The organism is Spiroplasma endosymbiont of Lonchoptera lutea, assembly GCF_964019715.1.
In the GTDB taxonomy this organism is placed as follows: Bacteria; Bacillota_I; Bacilli_A; order Mycoplasmatales; family Nriv7; genus Nriv7.
Genome location: NZ_OZ026463.1, coordinates 382,610 through 402,258, shown reverse-complemented (window position 1 = coordinate 402,258; position 19,649 = coordinate 382,610). Strand labels below are relative to the sequence as shown.

General features: G+C 26.2%; 21 protein-coding genes and 1 pseudogene. 12 read left to right on the top strand and 10 right to left on the bottom strand.

Annotated features, from left to right (window positions below; translation table 4 throughout):
- Positions 1–12 precede the first annotated feature (12 nt).
- The 4 genes from dnaK to AACK97_RS02205 all read right to left on the bottom strand — a co-directional run bounded on the left by dnaK (position 13) and on the right by AACK97_RS02205 (position 5,710).
- The gene (gene dnaK / locus AACK97_RS02220; RefSeq protein ID WP_338968455.1) at positions 13–1,851 is read right to left on the bottom strand and encodes a molecular chaperone DnaK; all 1,839 of its coding nucleotides are present in this window, start codon (positions 1,849–1,851) and stop codon (positions 13–15) included.
- Between the two features lies 1 nt (position 1,852).
- Positions 1,853–2,446, bottom strand: a complete 594-nt coding sequence (gene grpE / locus AACK97_RS02215) for a nucleotide exchange factor GrpE (RefSeq protein WP_338968453.1) — start codon at positions 2,444–2,446, stop codon at positions 1,853–1,855.
- A gap of 21 nt (positions 2,447–2,467) precedes the next feature.
- Complete coding sequence (gene hrcA, locus AACK97_RS02210; protein ID WP_215826474.1) at positions 2,468–3,490, bottom strand: heat-inducible transcriptional repressor HrcA; 1,023 nt, start codon at positions 3,488–3,490, stop codon at positions 2,468–2,470.
- Between the two features lie 81 nt (positions 3,491–3,571).
- Positions 3,572–5,710 carry an ATP-dependent Clp protease ATP-binding subunit gene (locus AACK97_RS02205; protein WP_338968448.1) on the bottom strand — a complete coding sequence of 713 codons (2,139 nt, stop codon included), beginning with the start codon at positions 5,708–5,710 and terminating at the stop codon, positions 3,572–3,574.
- Positions 5,711–6,051: 341 nt separating this feature from the next.
- On the opposite strand from AACK97_RS02205, the gene AACK97_RS02200 reads away from it, so the two are divergent.
- Together AACK97_RS02200 and AACK97_RS02195 are read left to right on the top strand one after the other, a co-directional pair.
- A protein-coding gene (locus tag AACK97_RS02200; RefSeq protein WP_338966745.1) for an IS3 family transposase occupies positions 6,052–7,163 on the top strand; the annotation gives its coding sequence in 2 pieces (ribosomal slippage) (positions 6,052–6,295 and positions 6,295–7,163; 1,113 coding nt in all).
- Between the two features lie 97 nt (positions 7,164–7,260).
- A protein-coding gene (locus AACK97_RS02195; protein ID WP_338968447.1) for an IS3 family transposase occupies positions 7,261–8,372 on the top strand; the annotation gives its coding sequence in 2 pieces (ribosomal slippage) (positions 7,261–7,504 and positions 7,504–8,372; 1,113 coding nt in all).
- A 27-nt stretch (positions 8,373–8,399) separates the two neighbouring features.
- Here the strand turns inward: AACK97_RS02195 and AACK97_RS07605 are convergent.
- From AACK97_RS07605 to AACK97_RS02170, 5 genes and pseudogenes are all read right to left on the bottom strand, one after another.
- Positions 8,400–8,519, bottom strand: a pseudogene (locus tag AACK97_RS07605) (helix-turn-helix domain-containing protein); the annotation flags it as partial.
- A gap of 50 nt (positions 8,520–8,569) precedes the next feature.
- Positions 8,570–8,707 carry a hypothetical protein gene (locus AACK97_RS02185; RefSeq protein ID WP_338968446.1) on the bottom strand — a complete coding sequence of 46 codons (138 nt, stop codon included), beginning with the start codon at positions 8,705–8,707 and terminating at the stop codon, positions 8,570–8,572.
- Between the two features lie 181 nt (positions 8,708–8,888).
- A complete protein-coding gene (locus AACK97_RS02180) occupies positions 8,889–9,074 on the bottom strand; it encodes a lipoprotein (RefSeq protein WP_338968445.1) in 186 nt (61 codons plus the stop codon).
- 2 nt (positions 9,075–9,076) lie between these two features.
- A complete protein-coding gene (locus AACK97_RS02175) occupies positions 9,077–10,804 on the bottom strand; it encodes a hypothetical protein (RefSeq protein WP_338968444.1) in 1,728 nt (575 codons plus the stop codon).
- A 388-nt stretch (positions 10,805–11,192) separates the two neighbouring features.
- Positions 11,193–12,304 (bottom strand): IS3 family transposase gene (locus AACK97_RS02170; protein WP_338967837.1). Its coding sequence is split into 2 segments (ribosomal slippage): positions 11,193–12,061 and positions 12,061–12,304, totalling 1,113 coding nucleotides; the frame shifts between segments, so codons are not numbered across the junction.
- A 70-nt stretch (positions 12,305–12,374) separates the two neighbouring features.
- Here AACK97_RS02170 and AACK97_RS02165 point away from each other — a divergent pair.
- From AACK97_RS02165 to AACK97_RS02150, 4 genes are all read left to right on the top strand, one after another.
- A complete protein-coding gene (locus tag AACK97_RS02165; RefSeq protein ID WP_338968943.1) occupies positions 12,375–13,349 on the top strand; it encodes an Mbov_0401 family ICE element transposase-like protein in 975 nt (324 codons plus the stop codon).
- A 54-nt stretch (positions 13,350–13,403) separates the two neighbouring features.
- Positions 13,404–14,515 (top strand): IS3 family transposase gene (locus AACK97_RS02160; RefSeq protein WP_338967083.1). Its coding sequence is split into 2 segments (ribosomal slippage): positions 13,404–13,647 and positions 13,647–14,515, totalling 1,113 coding nucleotides; the frame shifts between segments, so codons are not numbered across the junction.
- Between the two features lie 214 nt (positions 14,516–14,729).
- Positions 14,730–15,029: a hypothetical protein gene (locus tag AACK97_RS02155; RefSeq protein WP_338968362.1), complete on the top strand. Its 300-nt coding sequence runs from the start codon at positions 14,730–14,732 to the stop codon at positions 15,027–15,029.
- Positions 15,030–15,161: 132 nt separating this feature from the next.
- On the top strand, positions 15,162–16,022 hold the full coding sequence (locus AACK97_RS02150) for a rolling circle replication-associated protein (RefSeq protein WP_338968443.1): 861 nt from the start codon (positions 15,162–15,164) through the stop codon (positions 16,020–16,022).
- Here the strand turns inward: AACK97_RS02150 and AACK97_RS02145 are convergent.
- On the bottom strand, positions 16,019–16,963 hold the full coding sequence (locus AACK97_RS02145) for an IS30 family transposase (RefSeq protein ID WP_338968441.1): 945 nt from the start codon (positions 16,961–16,963) through the stop codon (positions 16,019–16,021). The genes AACK97_RS02150 and AACK97_RS02145 overlap by 4 nt on opposite strands.
- A 168-nt stretch (positions 16,964–17,131) precedes the next feature.
- On the opposite strand from AACK97_RS02145, the gene AACK97_RS02140 reads away from it, so the two are divergent.
- The 6 genes from AACK97_RS02140 to AACK97_RS02115 all read left to right on the top strand — a co-directional run bounded on the left by AACK97_RS02140 (position 17,132) and on the right by AACK97_RS02115 (position 19,511).
- Entirely contained in the window at positions 17,132–17,314 is a 183-nt protein-coding gene (locus AACK97_RS02140) for a hypothetical protein (protein WP_338968439.1), read from the top strand.
- Complete coding sequence (locus AACK97_RS02135) at positions 17,314–17,475, top strand: hypothetical protein (protein ID WP_338968437.1); 162 nt, start codon at positions 17,314–17,316, stop codon at positions 17,473–17,475. Before AACK97_RS02140 ends, AACK97_RS02135 begins: the two co-directional genes overlap by 1 nt.
- 221 nt (positions 17,476–17,696) lie before the next feature.
- Complete coding sequence (locus AACK97_RS02130; RefSeq protein WP_338966808.1) at positions 17,697–17,930, top strand: hypothetical protein; 234 nt, start codon at positions 17,697–17,699, stop codon at positions 17,928–17,930.
- 42 nt (positions 17,931–17,972) lie between these two features.
- Positions 17,973–18,212 (top strand): hypothetical protein, encoded by a 240-nt coding sequence (locus AACK97_RS02125; RefSeq protein WP_338968435.1) that lies wholly within the window; start codon positions 17,973–17,975, stop codon positions 18,210–18,212.
- A 31-nt stretch (positions 18,213–18,243) separates the two neighbouring features.
- A complete protein-coding gene (locus tag AACK97_RS02120) occupies positions 18,244–19,239 on the top strand; it encodes a hypothetical protein (RefSeq protein WP_338968433.1) in 996 nt (331 codons plus the stop codon).
- Between the two features lie 38 nt (positions 19,240–19,277).
- Positions 19,278–19,511, top strand: coding sequence for a hypothetical protein (locus AACK97_RS02115; protein ID WP_338968432.1), 234 nt, complete (start codon positions 19,278–19,280; stop codon positions 19,509–19,511).
- Positions 19,512–19,649 lie beyond the last annotated feature (138 nt).

Below are 19,649 nucleotides of genomic sequence, written 5' to 3'. Positions count from 1 at the left end.
ATCATTCCTAATTTACTTCTTCTCATCACTAGATTCAACATTAGAATCATTAGATTCAGCATCAATAACATCATCTTTTTTATCATTATTTTCTTGTTCATTAATTTCTGGAGCTTCAGAATTAGCTTGTTGTTGCATAAACTGTGCTACTTGCATCATCATTTGTTCCAAGTCAGTCATTTTTTTCTCTAAACCAACATAATCTTCTTCTTTAATTAGTTTTTCAATTTCTGCTTTCATATCATTCATCGCTGTTTTTTGTTCTTCAGTCACTTTTTCTTTGCCTTCTTCAATTCCTCGTTCAATATCATGTAAATAAGTTTGGGCTTTATTTACTAACTCAACATTTTTACGACGAGCTTCATCAGCTTCTTTATTAGCTTCTGCTTCTTCAACCATTCTTTTAATATCTGTTTCACTTAAACCTTCATCAGATTTAATTGTAATTGATTGTTCTTTATTATTTTTCAAGTCTTTAGCTTTAACCGCAACAATACCATTAACATCAATTGAAAATGTTACTTCAATTTGTGGTACTCCTCTTGGTGCCTTATCAATTCCTGATAATTGAAAACGACCTAAAGTCTTATTATCACTAGCCATTGGCCTTTCACCTTGTAAAACATGAATATCCACAGCCGGTTGATTATCATCAGCAGTAGAAAATACTTGTGACTTTGATGTTGGAATTGTTGTATTTCTTGGAATTAAAGGTGTCATTACACCACCTAAAGTTTCAATTCCTAATGACAATGGGGTTACATCTAACAATAAAATATCTTTAACATCACCAGCAATAATTCCACCTTGAATAGCAGCTCCCAAAGCAACAACTTCATCAGGATTAATACTACGATTAGGTTCTTTCCCTAATATTTTTTTAACTGCTTCTTGAACAGCTGGAATTCTTGTTGAACCACCCACCAATAAAACTTGATCTAAAGCACTAGCTTTTAATTTGGCATCATTTAATGCATTTTCAACAGGTTTTAAAGTTCGTTCAACTAATAATCTTGTCATTTTATCAAATGCTGCTCGTGTTAAGGTTTTTTGTAAATGTACTGGTCCTGATTCATTAGCTGAAATAAATGATAATGAAATTGTTGCTTGTAAACTACCAGATAATTCTTTTTTAGCTTGTTCTGAAGCTTCTTTTACTCGTTGCATTGCCAATTTATCTTTTGATAAATCAATACCAGTTTCTTTTTTAAAGTCAGCAACTAATCAGTCAGTAATTATTTGATCAAAATCATCACCACCTAATTTATTATCACCTGATGTTGCTAACACTTGAAAAACGCCATCAGCTAATTCCAAAATTGAAACATCAAAAGTTCCGCCTCCTAAATCATAAACTAATATTTTTTGCTCTTTATTCACTTTATCAATACCATATGCTAACGCCGCTGCTGTTGGTTCATTAATAATTCGTTCAACTTCAAAACCAGCAATTTTACCAGCATTTTCTGTTGCTTGTCTTTGCGCATTATTAAAATATGCTGGAACCGTAATTACTGCTTTAGTAATTTTTTCACCAAGTTTCTTTTCTGAAAAATCACGCACATAACTTAAAATTTTTGCTGAAATTTCTTCTGGTGTATAGTCTTTACCATTAATATTAATTTTTTCGTCAGTTCCCATTTTACTTTTAATTGAAAAAATAGTATTAATATTCGCTACTGCTTGGTGTTTTGCACTATTTCCAACAAGAATTTCTTCATTTTTAAATGCTACTACCGACGGTGCCGTTCTGGCTCCATCTGGAGTTTCAATTACTCTTGGTTCAGCACCATCCATAAATGCCACACAAGTATTTGTTGTTCCTAAATCTATTCCAATAATTTTTGCCATTTTATTTTTCCTCTTTCATTTCAATATTTTCTTGATTTTCTTCATTATTATTAATCATCTTTTCCTTTGCTACCTGTACGGTGGCAACTCGTAAAACCCGATTATATAAATGATATCCTTTTTGTAAAATTTTAGTAATTTCATTTGGTTGATATTTATCACTTTCAACTTGTTCAATTGCATAATGCAAATGACTATTAAACATATCACCAACTTTAACATCAATCTCAGTAACACCTTCATTAGTTAAAATTACTTTTAATTGATTAATCATCATTTCAAAACCTTGAAGAAAATTTTTAACATCAGCACCAACATTTTTTACATTTAATGCTCGTTCAAAATTATCCATAATTGGTAATAATTGCACAATCATTGCTTGCGAACGATACTTTCTAACTTCTTTGAGGTCATTATCGTATTGTTTTCTTGCATTATCTCAATCAGCTAAAGCACGAATTTTATCATTCTCAGTTGTTTCTAATAACATTTTTAAATTTGTAATTTCTAATTGTAATTTGGTAATATCATCCGTTGTTCCACTAACATCATTTAAATTTTGATTATCAAGTTCTTTTTGTTTATCATTATTCATAATATCTCTTATCCCTTTCTCTTAAAAACTCTCTTCAATTTTGCGTGATATTCAATCTAATAATTCTGACATCTTATCATAATCAATACGCTTAGGGCCAATTACCGCTAACTGTCCAATTTGCTTATTACCAGTATGATAATCAGTACTAATAACAGCAATATCATCTGTTTGTTTTCCTAGTTCATTGCCAATAAGAATATGAATATTTTCTTGATTATATTCTTGCTGTTCTTTTTCTGTTTTTATAAACTGTTTTCAAGGCGAATAATCTTCAATAAATCGGACAATTTCTTTAATTTTATTAACATCATTAAATTCAGGATTATCTAACATATATTGAAGACCATGTGTTGAATGTTCACGCTTTTTAAAACTAACTAAAGTATTAATAAATGACTGTAAAATATATTCATGTTTCAAAACTTGTTTTTCCAATATTGGTTGTAAAGCTTGCATTTTTTCTTTAATATCTTCTAATTTTGTACCAATTAAACGACTATTAAATAATTCAATCGCTAAAACTAAATCTTGCAAGGTGACATCTTTAATATTAAAAGTCTTATTAACAACATGTCCCTTTTCACTAATAAAAATTGCAACTGCATTTTCTTCACTAATAGGCACTAATTCAATTTTTTTCAAACAATCTTCTTGCGAATTAGAACCAATAACTACTGTAATCAAATTAGTCATCGCACTTAATATTTCAGCTGTTTGTTCAATAATATCTTCAATAGCTAATTGCCGATTAGCAAAAATATTTTCTAATTGTTGCTTAATATCATTATCACCATTACGAACATCCATTAAATTATCAACATAATAGCGATAACCAAGTGATGCTGGTATCCGACCACTAGAAACATGAGTTTTTTCTAATAATCCTGTCTCTTCTAAAAACGCACACTCACTACGAATTGTCGCTGAAGAATAAGGTAACTTATACTTTTCAATTAAGATTTTACTTGATACTGGTTGCGCACTTTGAATATATTCATCAATAATAAACTTCAATATTTCTTTTTGTCTTATCGTTAACATAATTTCATTCCTACTTTTAGCACTTAATCTTGTTTACTGCCAATAATAAAATTATATAACAATTACTAGAAAAATCAATCATTAATTTAACTTTTCCTTACTAGCAATGATAATTTTATCATTCTTAACAGTTAACGAATAAATGCGATTTTCTTTAATATGGTCTTCAATAATTGACTTAGCAAGTAAATTTTCAATATGCTTTTGAATATATCGCTTAATTGGTCGGGCACCAAATTGCTGATCATAACCCTCTTTAAGAATTTTTTCTTTAACCTTATTATCAAAAACTAATTTAATATCTTTAGTCATTTCTAAGCGATCATTCAATAATGCTAACTCTTTATCAATAATTTCTTTAATAATCTTTTCCGATAATGAATTAAAAATAACAATTTCATCAATCCGATTAACTAATTCTGGACGAAATATTGTTTTTAATTTTTGCATTACCAATGCTTTACTGTCTTCTCTTGGTGATAATAAAAATTCCGAACCAAGATTGGAAGTCATAATAATAATTGTATTTTTAAAATCAATTATTTTACCATGCCGATCACTAACTATTCCTTCATCTAAAATTTGTAATAAGATATTAAAAATATCACTATGTGCCTTTTCAATCTCATCAAATAAAATAATACTATATGGATTTCTGCGAACTTTTTCTGTTAATTGTCCACCTTGCAAATAACCCACATAACCCGGAGGGGCCCCAAGTAAATTACTTACCGAATGTTTTTCCATATATTCTGACATATCTAGTCTAATAATATTTTTTTCTGAACCAAATAAATATTCTCCAAGGGCACGAGCTACTTCAGTTTTTCCAACTCCAGTAGGACCTAAAAAAATAAATGAACCAATTGGTCGATTTGGATCTTTAATCCCACTTCTTGCTCTAATAATTGCATCACTTACTAACTGTAAAACTTCATCTTGACCTTTAAGTCTAATTCGTAAATGCTTAGTTAAATTAAGTAACTTATGTTTTTCACTTTCAACGAGGCGATTAACAGGAATCCCCGTTCATCTTTCAACAATATTAGCAACATCTTGTTCAGTAACATCTTCTTTTAATAATGCATTAATTTTTGTTTTATTAGTAATCTCATCCAATTTTTTTTCTAATTTTGGTAATAAACCATATTGAATTTCACCAGCACGGTTAAAGTTACCTTTTAATTGTGTTTGTTCCAATTCTGTTTTTAATTGTTCTACTTGTAATCTAGTATTTTTAATTTCATCTAATTGTGCTTTTTCTTCATTCCAAACTAATTCTAAAGAATTTTCCTTCACTTTCAATTTTTCTAATTCTGCAATTAATTCATCTAATCGTTGCTTTGACTTATGATCTTTTTCCTTTAATAAAGCCGCCTTTTCAATTTCCAATTGCATTACTTTTCGCTTCACATCATCAAGCGGAGCAGGAATTGAACCAATTTCTGTTTTAATGTTGGCACACGCTTCATCAATTAAATCAATTGCCTTATCAGGTAAAAATCGATCACTAATATATTTATTAGCTAAATTAGCAGCTGCAACAATAGCATTATCATGAATTCGCACACCATGATATGATTCATAACGATCTTTTAAACCGCGTAAAATTGAAATTGTATCATCAACAGTTGGTTCTTTAATAAGAACTCTTTGAAATCTTCGTTCTAAAGCACCATCTTTTTCAATATATTCGCGATATTCATCCAATGTTGTTGCTCCCACACATCGCAGTTCACCACGAGCTAACATTGGTTTTAAAATATTTGAAGCATCAATTGCTCCCTGAGTTTTACCCATTCCCACAATTAAATGCAATTCATCAATAAACAAAATAATTTCTCCAGCTGAGGCTTTAACTTTGTTAATAACTGCCTTTAATCGCTCTTCAAATTCACCTTGAAATTTAGCACCGGCAATTATTGATGACATATCCAGTTCATAAATAATTTTATTTTTTAAATTACTAGGAACATCACCCTTAACAATTCTTTGTGCCAATCCTTCAATAATAGCTGTTTTCCCAACTCCGGGTTCACCAATAAGTACTGGATTATTTTTTTGTTTTCGCGATAAAATTTCAATAATTCGTCGGGTTTCATCATCACGACCAATTATTGGATCAGTTTTGCCTTCAATATGCATCTCATTTAAATTACGAGCAAATTTTTCTAAAATCTTAGGATCATTGCTGTAATTAGGTATTTCATTAATTTGCATATTTATCAAACCTCCCCATTTATTTTAGCAGTCTACATACTAGAATGCTGATAAAATAATTATAGTATATTATTTTGGCAGTGTCAATAGTAGATTGCTAATTTTTTGTAGAAACCACAGATGTTTTGCACATTTGGTTTTTATAAATTATTTGGGGGTATATTCTTTTGGCAGTAATATTTTGTATTGAATGCGACAACGAAAGTTATATCGTTGGTAATAAAAATACAGTTGGAATCTGTAATTCTTGCGATGAAAACTGTAAATAAATGGATAGGCTACAATAAGTTGGACCATAATTATATAGACTTCAAAATTATTAAGAAAGAAGGAATATAAAAATGGGAAATAAAACCTCATACTCTGAAGAATTTAAAAAACAAATTGTAATGCTATACAAAAATGACAAAAGTGTTATTAATTTAGGGAAAGAATATAATTTACCAAAACCAACTATTTATAGTTGAATTAAAAATTATAATAATTCTGGGTCATTTAAAGCAAAAGATAATCGCACTGTCGAAGAAAATGAATTAATTTACTTGCGAAAAGAAAACCAACAATTACGGATGGAAAATGACATTTTAAAGCAAGCAGCACTGATAATCGGGAAAAAATAACAATAATTAATAACAACAAAAATAAATATTCAGTGAGGAAAATATGTAAGATTTTAGGTTTACTAAAATCAACATATTATTATCAAACTAATAAATGCACCAAGTTTGATGTTAATAATTATGAACAAGAAGTTATCAGTGCATTTAATAAAAGTCGCAAGATTTATGGTGCTCGTAAAATTAAAGCTGTTTTAATAAGAAAAAATATCATTTTATCACGACGAAAAATCCGATTCATTATGATCAAAAATAATTTGGTTTCTAAATACACCAAGTTAAAATATTGTAATCATAAAAAAACAGTTAATAATGACGAAATTAATAATGTTTTAAATCGTCAATTTAATGACAAAAAACCAAATGAAGTTGTTGTTAGTGATTTAACATATGTTCAAGTTGGCACTAAATGACATTATATTTGTTTATTAATTGACTTGTTTAATCGCGAAGTAATTGGCTATAGTGCTGGGCCAAATAAAACTGCTGAATTAGTTCAACAAGCTTTTCACAAGATAACACGACCATTAAATAAAATAACTTTATTTCATACTGATCGTGGTAATGAGTTTAAAAATAAAATTATTGATGAAATTTTAATAACCTTTAAAATTAAAAGATCATTAAGCTCCAAAGGATGCCCATATGATAATGCTGTTGCTGAAGCAACTTACAAAACCTTTAAAACCGAATTTATTAACGGTAAAAAATTTGCAAACTTAACACAACTAAAATGCGAACTATTTGATTTTGTTAATTGATATAACAATATTCGAATTCATGGCAGTTTAAATTATTTAACTCCCGTTGAATTTAGAAAATACCAGTCTACATAAAAAGTGTCCTAAAAAGGGTTGCCAATCCATACAATAAGTTGGACCATAATTATAATTATATAGACTTCAAAATTATTAAGAAAGAAGGAATATAAAAATGGGAAATAAAACCTCATACTCTGAAGAATTTAAAAAACAAATTGTAATGCTATACAAAAATGACAAAAGTGTTATTAATTTAGGGAAAGAATATAATTTACCAAAACCAACTATTTATAGTTGAATTAAAAATTATAATAATTCTGGGTCATTTAAAGCAAAAGATAATCGCACTGTCGAAGAAAATGAATTAATTTACTTGCGAAAAGAAAACCAACAATTACGAATGGAAAATGACATTTTAAAGCAAGCAGCACTGATAATCGGGAAAAAATAACAATAATTAATAACAACAAAAATAAATATTCAGTGAGGAAAATATGTAAGATTTTAGGTTTACTAAAATCAACATATTATTATCAAACTAATAAATGCACCAAGTTTGATGTTAATAATTATGAACAAGAAGTTATCAGTGCATTTAATAAAAGTCGTAAGATTTATGGTGCTCGTAAAATTAAAGCTGTTTTAATAAGAAAAAATATCATTTTATCACGACGAAAAATCCGATTCATTATGATCAAAAATAATTTGGTTTCTAAATACACCAAGTTAAAATATTGTAATCATAAAAAAACAGTTAATAATGACGAAATTAATAATGTTTTAAATCGTCAATTTAATGACAAAAAACCAAATGAAGTTGTTGTTAGTGATTTAACATATGTTCAAGTTGGCACTAAATGACATTATATTTGTTTATTAATTGACTTGTTTAATCGCGAAGTAATTGGCTATAGTGCTGGACCAAATAAAACTGCTGAATTAGTTCAACAAGCTTTTCACAAGATAACACGACCATTAAATAAAATAACTTTATTTCATACTGATCGTGGTAATGAGTTTAAAAATAAAATTATTGATGAAATTTTAATAACCTTTAAAATTAAAAGATCATTAAGCTCCAAAGGATGCCCATATGATAATGCTGTTGCTGAAGCAACTTACAAAACCTTTAAAACCGAATTTATTAACGATAAAAAATTTGCAAACTTAACACAACTAAAATACGAACTATTTGATTTTGTTAATTGATATAACAATATTCGAATTCATGGCAGTTTAAATTATTTAACTCCCGTTGAATTTAGAAAATACCAGTCTACATAAAAAGTGTCCTAAAAAGGGTTGCCAATCCACTCTGTGTACAGTTGATTTACTATAATCAATTGCTTTTGCTATTTTACGAATAGAAAATCCATAACTTTTATATTCTTTTATTGCTATTATTGATTCAATAGTCAGATACTTATACATTGTGCTAATTCCTTTCTTTTCTTAATTATAGAATTAACACAATTTGTTTTTTATATAAGTGTCCTTTTTAATTTTACATTTCAGGAAATATTATATTTTTCAGCTAAATAATTATAACTACATCCTTCTTTTAGATGTTCATTAACAATTTTAATAATTAATTCTTTACTTCTATGAATTTTTTTCATAATAAAATGCACCTCATTTATAGTTTACACAAATGTTTTTATTTTTGCGTCTACTTTATAGGGGCATTCCATCAATGATGTTTTTATTTTTTTATTTTGTTACGCATTTTCCTAACAAAACCTTTCACAAAATAATCAACAATATATTACAAACAAGTCAAATTAAATAAATACATTATTTTTATAAAACCCTTAACGTCTTTATTTTATCATTCCATAATTGTTTCTGTAACATCATTATTTTGTTTTCTTCTTTTAGTTTTGTTAATTCATCTTCGCTATATTGTGGTGTACTACAAGCAACTAAACTTGTTGTACTTGTTTCTATTAAAGTAATTGCTACCAAAATACTTAATATCTTTTTCATATTTAATTTATGTAAATGCTGTTATTTACATTTTCATTATCGAAATAACCAATTGTATTTGTTTTTATAATAAGTTTTTGATTTTTTGCCATATTTCTATAGGTTTCATGAAAATCTGAAAAATGTTGTCAAATAAGATTAACAACTATATTTATATCTTCTTCTGTTATTGATCCTCCAACACCAGAATGATCTGATTTTGGTATATTATTAATTATTGTTTTTAATTCTTTTATAAATTCTTGTTTCTTATTGTTTTCAAAAAGAACAATAATGTTATTAACAGTATTAAAATTAAATTCAATTTTTAATTCATCATGTTGTAAAACTTTATATCATTTTTCAAAAATTTCATTTTCTTTATTTAATTTAGTTTCTTGTGTATTTTCTAAAATATATAAGAAACCTAAAATAGTACTAAAATAAATATCATTATTTGAATTAATATTAATAGAATTAATATGGTTATTTACTTTTGTATCACCATCAATTTGTCTTTCAAAAATATCTATTCCATAAATTTCATGAAATATTGTTTCACCTTGTTTTAAAACGTAAGCAGTATAATTGTTAGAAAAATATATGTTTCCATTATTATCACTTTTTAGATTATCAATATTATTTGTCGCATTTATTTTGATTACAGTTGTTTCACCTTGTTTTAAAACAAAAAGACCATCACTTGTTCCAAAATAAACATTATTTTCATTAAAAATGAAACAATTAACTTTAATATTAAAATCTGAATTTCACACCCAATTTATTTTGATTGTATTTGGATTTTGTTTTTTTAATTCACTACTTTTTAATATATAAATTCCTTTATTTGTTTCAAAATAAACATTATCATTTCCATCAACATAAATGCAACTAAAAAAATCATATTTTGATAAATTTAATTTAATTTCAGTTACTGTATTTTCACCTTGTTTTAAAACAAAAAAACCGTCATTTGTATTAAAATAAATATTTTTTTTACTATCAACAACAATATTATTTGTTCTATGATTAATTATTTTTTTTAGTATTTGTCTATCTTTTTGTTTAAATTTTAATTCATTTAATTTTACAACATATACACCGCTACTTGTTCCAATATAAACATTTTGATTATTATCAAAATTAATTGCTCATGTAACATCATTATTAATGTTAATTTTACTTATATGTGTTGTACCATATTTTAAAAAATATGTTCCTTCCATATGGGTTCCAATATATACATTATTTTGTTCATCAATTACTATTGTTCTTACTATATTTTCTATATCATTAATTTTAGTTGCAGTTGGTATATTTTTTAATATTTCATTATGTTTTAATATATAAATTCCTTTATTTGTTCCAAAATAAACATTATCATCATTATCAATTTCAATTAAATGTGAATTCATGTTTAATTCTTTATGAATACCATTTATTTGAACTAATTGATTTTCACCTTGTTTTAAAACAAAAACTCCATGACTTGTGCTAACATAAAGATTATTTTTTTTATCAAATTTAAAATTATAACTATATGTAGCGTTAGTAATTTCAAATATTTTTTTAACATTATATTCAATTTCTTGATTATTAATATTTTTTTTATTTCTAATTAAATTTTCTAAATTATTTGTTTGCAAAGAATTAATTTCGTTATTTACTATTTTATTTTGCGGCACTTCTGCTGAGGCATTCGCCAAAATTATTGGTGTTATGCTCGATAAGCTTGTAATTGTTGTTAACATAGCGAGTAATTTTTTCATATTAATCAAATCCCTTTCGTGAATTTTTGCTAATTAATAAAATTTATAACACCTTTTCCTTTCTCCAAAAGTTAATCTACAGTCTCTTTGCCTTGGAATTTAATTATATATCATTAAATAATAATTTATATCATTTTTTCAGAACATTGAATACTAATTCTAGAAAAAATTATCATTAAAACAGAAAAATAAGCTAACTAAACTTTATTAAAATTAATACCAAGAAAGGCGATTTTTTATGTTAGAAATTAAAAATAATTTAAAAACCATAGAAAACAAGCATTGATTAAACTTATTTACAACGCATAAAAATATGTATACTAACAAATGCGAACAATTAGTGGATTGGCAACCCTTTTTAGGACACTTTTTATGTAGACTGGTATTTTCTAAATTCAACGGGAGTTAAATAATTTAAACTGCCATGAATTCGAATATTGTTATATCAATTAACAAAATCAAATAGTTCGCATTTTAGTTGTGTTAAGTTTGCAAATTTTTTACCGTTAATAAATTCGGTTTTAAAGGTTTTGTAAGTTGCTTCAGCAACAGCATTATCATATGGGCATCCTTTGGAGCTTAATGATCTTTTAATTTTAAAGGTTATTAAAATTTCATCAATAATTTTATTTTTAAACTCATTACCACGATCAGTATGAAATAAAGTTATTTTATTTAATGGTCGTGTTGTCTTGTGAAAAGCTTGTTGAACTAATTCAGCAGTTTTATTTGGTCCAGCACTATAGCCAATTACTTCGCGATTAAACAAGTCAATTAATAAACAAATATAATGTCATTTAGTGCCAACTTGAACATATGTTAAATCACTAACAACAACTTCATTTGGTTTTTTGTCATTAAATTGACGATTTAAAACATTATTAATTTCGTCATTATTAACTGTTTTTTTATGATTACAATATTTTAACTTGGTGTATTTAGAAACCAAATTATTTTTGATCATAATGAATCGGATTTTTCGTCGTGATAAAATGATATTTTTTCTTATTAAAACAGCTTTAATTTTACGAGCACCATAAATCTTACGACTTTTATTAAATGCACTGATAACTTCTTGTTCATAATTATTAACATCAAACTTGGTGCATTTATTAGTTTGATAATAATATGTTGATTTTAGTAAACCTAAAATCTTACATATTTTCCTCACTGAATATTTATTTTTGTTGTTATTAATTATTGTTATTTTTTCCCGATTATCAGTGCTGCTTGCTTTAAAATGTCATTTTCCATTCGTAATTGTTGGTTTTCTTTTCGCAAGTAAATTAATTCATTTTCTTCGACAGTGCGATTATCTTTTGCTTTAAATGACCCAGAATTATTATAATTTTTAATTCAACTATAAATAGTTGGTTTTGGTAAATTATATTCTTTCCCTAAATTAATAACACTTTTGTCATTTTTGTATAGCATTACAATTTGTTTTTTAAATTCTTCAGAGTATGAGGTTTTATTTCCCATTTTTATATTCCTTCTTTCTTAATAATTTTGAAGTCTATATAATTATGGTCCAACTTATTGTAGCCTATCCATAGCTAATGAATACGAAAAACTAGATGAATATTTATATAAATATCATTATCGCTTAAAACAAGGTTATAAAGTAGTTCATTTTGCGCCAAGAACAATTATTACAATTTTTGGTGATGTTACTTTTAAACGACGCCGATATAAATATTGAAATCAAAAATCAGGTAAATTTGAATATGTATGTTTGTTGGATAAAGAAATTGGTCTATTACCTAAACAACGCATTTATTTTGATGTCCAATTTAAAGTTTTGAGTCTTTTGAGTGATGGTAAACGATATCGCGATGTTTTAGACGCTCTAAATCATTGTTATATTTCAAAAGCTAGTATTTCGAATATTTTAAATAAATATGATATTGCCGAATATTTTCAACTAGCAGAAAAAGAAACTAAAACTAGCATTGATGTCAAAAATAAGGATTTATATATTCAGCTAGATGAAACATTTTTAGCGACATCATATCATAAAGTTAAACAAGACCAAAGAATTCGTTTAGTTACTTTTCATACCGGACATAAAGAAAAAAATTACAAAAATGCTCGTAGAGCGTTAGAAAATAAACGGGGTCATTTTCTAATGTTAAAAGTTGGTAAAAGAATAAATACGATGGATTATCGTGATTTATTAATTAGAGAATTACAAAAATATTATGTGAATATTAATTATGACAGAATAATTGTTTGTGGTGATGGGGATACTTGAATTAGAGAAATTGCCAATAGTTTTGGTAATGTTAGATATATTTTAGATGGTTATCACGCTATTAAAAAATTAAAACAAACTGCGTTTAATATTATTTTTAAAAATCGCAAAGTAACACTAAATAGTTGAATTAAATTATATAAGGATGGAAATCATCAAGAATTAATCAAAACCATTCGTAATATTGCTAAAAATGAATTAAATAAAGATATTAAAATAAATTTAAGAAAGGCTAGTAATTATTTCAGTAATAATATGGATAGGCTACAATAAGTTGGACCATAATTATATAGACTTCAAAATTATTAAGAAAGAAGGAATATAAAAATGGGAAATAAAACCTCATACTCTGAAGAATTTAAAAAACAAATTGTAATGCTATACAAAAATGACAAAAGTGTTATTAATTTAGGGAAAGAATATAATTTACCAAAACCAACTATTTATAGTTGAATTAAAAATTATAATAATTCTGGGTCATTTAAAGCAAAAGATAATCGCACTGTCGAAGAAAATGAATTAATTTACTTGCGAAAAGAAAACCAACAATTACGAATGGAAAATGACATTTTAAAGCAAGCAGCACTGATAATCGGGAAAAAATAACAATAATTAATAACAACAAAAATAAATATTCAGTGAGGAAAATATGTAAGATTTTAGGTTTACTAAAATCAACATATTATTATCAAACTAATAAATGCACCAAGTTTGATGTTAATAATTATGAACAAGAAGTTATCAGTGCATTTAATAAAAGTCGCAAGATTTATGGTGCTCGTAAAATTAAAGCTGTTTTAATAAGAAAAAATATCATTTTATCACGACGAAAAATCCGATTCATTATGATCAAAAATAATTTGGTTTCTAAATACACCAAGTTAAAATATTGTAATCATAAAAAAATAGTTAATAATGACGAAATTAATAATGTTTTAAATCGTCAATTTAATGACAAAAAACCAAATGAAGTTGTTGTTAGTGATTTAACATATGTTCAAGTTGGCACTAAATGACATTATATTTGTTTATTAATTGACTTGTTTAATCGCGAAGTAATTGGCTATAGTGCTGGACCAAATAAAACTGCTGAATTAGTTCAACAAGCTTTTCACAAGATAACACGACCATTAAATAAAATAACTTTATTTCATACTGATCGTGGTAATGAGTTTAAAAATAAAATTATTGATGAAATTTTAATAACCTTTAAAATTAAAAGATCATTAAGCTCCAAAGGATGCCCATATGATAATGCTGTTGCTGAAGCAACTTACAAAACCTTTAAAACCGAATTTATTAACGGTAAAAAATTTGCAAACTTAACACAACTAAAATGCGAACTATTTGATTTTGTTAATTGATATAACAATATTCGAATTCATGGCAGTTTAAATTATTTAACTCCCGTTGAATTTAGAAAATACCAGTCTACATAAAAAGTGTCCTAAAAAGGGTTGCCAATCCATATTATTACATACAGATATTGAAAATTTGCAACAATTTATTAAAAATTTTGGAGCAATTGGTAGGTTAATGATTATAGGTTATTCATTAGTATGAGTAACCATAACACAAATAGTAAACTGTTTAATTCGCTTTGTATTAAAAAAAATTAAAATTAAAAGAAAAATAAAAGGAATTTAAAAAATAATGTTTAAAGTTAAATTAGTTAGTATAAAAAGAAAAATATTTAAAAATAAAGATGGCTCTACGATGTCAGGATATTCTGCCGAATTTTTGCGTTATGAAAATGACTTATTTGAGCCTACCGGCGAACAAAAGGCTTTATGAATTGATGATAACAATCTAGAACAACAAGAAATTTATAAACTGTTAAAAGAAAATGTTAAATCATTTTTTAGTTGCGAATTAACTTTTGAAAAAAACCCCAAAATAGTTAACTTGCAAAAAATTGAATTATCAAAAAATCAAAAAAACTTGTCCAGTTAATTGATAAACATCTTGGTCTGCGAAGCGGTGCGGAAGGCGTATGCCCCGCCCGCTAGCGGGTTAGTCGGCGAAGCCGACTATTACTTGATTAAATAACACAACTGGCGAAAATCTAAAACAGGAGTATAAAATATGAATTTACAAGCTCAAAATCCGACTGATTTTTATATGAAAACCATTTATTACGGTCAATATATTCGTAATATTGTTATGCCTTTAGAACGCATCAAAGCAAATAACCGCAATGTTAGCGGTTTAAAAAATAAAGGTAATTGTGATACAAAACTGCTTAATAGTAATATTCGTGCAAAATCTAATGTTATTCGGAAGGCATATCATAATTTTTGAGACTGTAAAAAACTTACATTCTTAACTCTTACTTATGCTGATGTTAATGAATTTGACATTAGAAAATGTAAGCGCGATTTAAATAAATTTTTTAAAAAATTAAAATATTGATTTAAAGTTAAAAATAAAAATATTAAGTATTTGTATACATATGAATATCAGAAAAGAGGCGTTATTCATTTTCATATTTTAATCACCGAAAAAATACCCCATAAAATTATTTTACAATTTTGACCTTACGGAATTAATAAAAATATTAGAGTTCGTGAGAATACTAATGAAATGGTTGTAAAATATTGCTCCAAATATATAACTAAAAATGTCCTGAATGAAAAATCATTAAATCAGTATGATTTAAATATCAAGGCTTATCAATTCTCTTATAACTGTCAAAACCCCATTACTAGAAAACAAATATTTACCGATACTTTGAATAATATTGTTAATAGAACCGTAAATTCTGAATTTGTAAAGTACTTAAAATCAAAAGTTAATAAATTTAAAACTAAAATGTGCGGAGCAATCTATGAATTTAAAAATATTAATTATGTAGACTTTGAAAGTGAAAATTATACTTCGTTAGAAAGTTTAAGATTTAGAAATCAACTCTCCTGAATTGTAAATATAAATGGGACAGTTTTTTAAAATAATTGTATTAAATCTATTGGTCTTTTATAAGATAATGATTTTCTGGGTGTAGAATTAATTTGAAATGCTATAGAATTTAAGTCTTTTTGTTTATATGAAGATAAATCAGTAGATTTTGGTAAATATCTTCTTAAAATACCATTATTGTTCTCATTTAAACCTCTTTGACAAGGTTTTCCGGCATCTGCAAAATAAATTTTAACATTACAATTTTTTTCAATTAATTTTCATTTACTAAATTCTTTATCACGATCAAAAGTAATAGTTTTAATTGTTCCTGGTATTAATTTTGAAATAAATTTTATTATACTTTGTGTAATACTTTCTGCTTTATGATTTTTAGTTTTCAAAGGAATTGTGGTTTTTGATCATATATCAGCTAAAGTAATAATAGAACTTTTATGATCTTTACCAACGATAGTATCTCCCTCTAAATGGCCAAATTCTTGTATATTTTTAATATTTGGAATGATTAAATTTCTTTCATGAATAGATTTACAATTATTAATTCTGCCCCTAGTTTCTTTTTGTTTATGAGGTTTATTTTTGCCTTTTCTCAATAAATTTTTTTCATCAAAACCCATTCGATTTGTTTTAAACATGTTATATAAAGTTTTTGTTGAAATATTTTTTATTTTATTTTTCTTTAAAAAATCAGCAATTATATCAAGAGCATAATTTTTAGTAATTAACAAATGATTGATAGTATTAATTTCTGTTAAAGTTAAAATTATTAATTTTCTACCTGCATTTTGTTTATTTTTTTGAACTTGATTCAATATTTCTAATGGTAATAAGTTTTGATTTAATAATTTACAAACTCTGTGTACAGTTGATTTACTATAATCAATTGCTTTTGCTATTTTACGAATAGAAAATCCATAACTTTTATATTCTTTTATTGCTATTATTGATTCAATAGTCAGATACTTATACATTGTGCTAATTCCTTTCTTTTCTTAATTATAGAATTAACACAATTTGTTTTTTATATAAGTGTCCTTTTTAATTTTACATTTCAGGAAAATGAAACATTAGGAGTTAAAAAATGAAAGAAAGAATGCAATTAAAAATAAGAATTAAAAATTGATTTTATTGAAAAAGATATGTATAAGTTTTTTGGTTTAAATACCGCAATTATGTTGCTTGGATTGTTTGTTTATTGATTTGGTAGTGCGATATTTATTGCTTTTCAAGTTGAAAAATTAGTTTGACTTATTGTTAAGAAAATTAAGGAAAAAAGAGCCTTGAAAAATGAAACTTTAAATAGAAAGGAAATTGAAAAATAATGGCAATATTTAGTCTAATATGTTTTATCTTATTAACCTTGTTACTCGCTTTTGCTGTTGCTTGGGGTTTGTGGCGTTGAATGAACGATGTTAAAAAGTATGGTAAACAAGCAAAAGAAATTAAAGGGGATTTTAGTAAAAAAAAAACGCTTCATTGTTAAATTATCTTATTTAACTGAAAAAAATGACAAACAAAATCAAGAAACTCAAACGAAAGGATAAAATAAATGTTAAAAGATATAATTATTAAGTTAATTGATTTACTTTATCCAACTGCCGATTTACCGCCCCAAGTAGTATTTTTGTTCTCAATTCTTGTAATCATTGTGTTATTTGCCAGTTTCATTGGTATTCTCTTTCTTCCGATTAAGTGTTTATTTCAATGTTTCTAGTTGTTTGAAAAGATTTAAATTGAGAACAAATTAAACAAACTTTCTGAGATTTGTTTATCCAAATTACAACTATTCCAGCTCATATTACTGGTGGTAAAGAAATTAATTTAACTGAAGAACCGCTTTGACTTTTAACAACCAACATCGCTTTTTGATTACTAACAACAGTTATTATCTTATTTATGTTGATTTTATTTTATAAAGTTAAATCTTATTTTTGTTAATAAATATAGGATAAATATTTTGAAAAGAAAGGGGGTGATTATATGTTTACAACTTTCTTAGCTGATGCACCAGTAGCAATTACCGGAAAACAAGCCATTAGTAATTTGTGAAATAGTATGGTAGGACTTTTTGGAAAAATCTGAAGCGACATTATCAGTGGGCAAATGCCATTAGTAGTAGATTTCTTTGCTACTTATTGAATTTTTTTATTTCCGGCAATTGTTGGATTATTCTTATTTGCTTTTGGAATGTTTGAAAAACTACTATTAAGAGTTCGTTAATAGTAATTAAAAAAAATAAAGGAGTGCGATAATGCTTAAATTTCTAAAAAATATCTGTGAAAAAATCAATGACTTTGTTAGCTTAAATCGCACTTTCTTTATTATTTCTTGATATTATTATGCTTTTCTTGTTGTTATTAATCCACAATATTGAGTTTCATTTTTTCATATCATCGGTATTATCTTAAATTGTTTAATTTTAATTACTAAATTTATGCAATGGGTTAATCGTAAATCTTTTATTAATTTTTTATTCAAATCACCATTAAATATTGTGATTGGTTCATTGGGAACTGGTAAAACCGCTTTATTAGTTTTTGCTTCAAAACTTTTAGGTAAGAAAAAATGAAAGACGGCTTCAACATTTCCAATTTTAGACCAACAAATGTTATCTTTGGGACATATGTCGTTATTGGATAATGAATATCCAATATTAGAAGAAAAACATTTATTGTTATGAGATGAAACGAACTTGTTTTTAGAGGGAACGGATTATAAAGAAAATGATAAATCAACTCAAGGTTTACAAGAATATTTTGCTCTAGTTAGACATTTTGGTCATATTGTTTTAGCGAGTGGACAACGACCTGAACATATTTGGGTTAAAGTCAGAGATATTGCTAATTCGGTTATTGTTGGTATTACTAAGAAATCAGTTAATATTTTTCGCCCTTACCTAAAAGTTGTTTATGGTACTTTTAAATCTGTAGAAGAATATGAACGCTGACGCACAAGTTTAATTGATGCTAAAAATAATAAAAAAGATCGCAAAACTAAATATCGTAATATTCCGGAATTAGATATCTACTTTTTTAAATTAAAAATTCCAATGTCCGTTTTAGAGTGTTACGACAATAAGTATTTATCTTTTTTACGCCCCGTTGCTAATCGCATTGTTGTTGACACTTATGAAGATAAGTTTTATGAAACTACTGAAGTTGATTTAGAAATACTAAAATACCTTAAAATGGAAAAATTTAGTCGTATTATGGAATTACTAAAAAGTAATTTGAAAGATAGGAATTAACTATCATATTATTTTAATCTAAGAAAGGATACTTAATTATGGCAAATCTAGAAAAAATGGCATCATTTTTTGCAGATATTATTTATAAAGTTTTTGATTTAATTTGAAGTATGACTATTCCCGGCACCGGAATTCGGATTATCATTATTCCTTTAATCTCTTTAATTGCTAACTTTGTCTTTGTTGCTATTTTAGGTATTGGAATGCAAGCCAAAGAAAGTTATAGAAAGGCAAGAACTAACAAATCTGTTAAAGAGTGAGGTAAGAAATAATGTTTAAACTAGTTATAATTTTTCTTTTAATTACCGTCTTTTCTATCTTTGCTTTTGATGAATTGGTCGCGTTTAGTTTTCTTAGGTATTTTTAAAAAAAGAAAAAATAATCATTTACTATAAATTATTTCAATATGC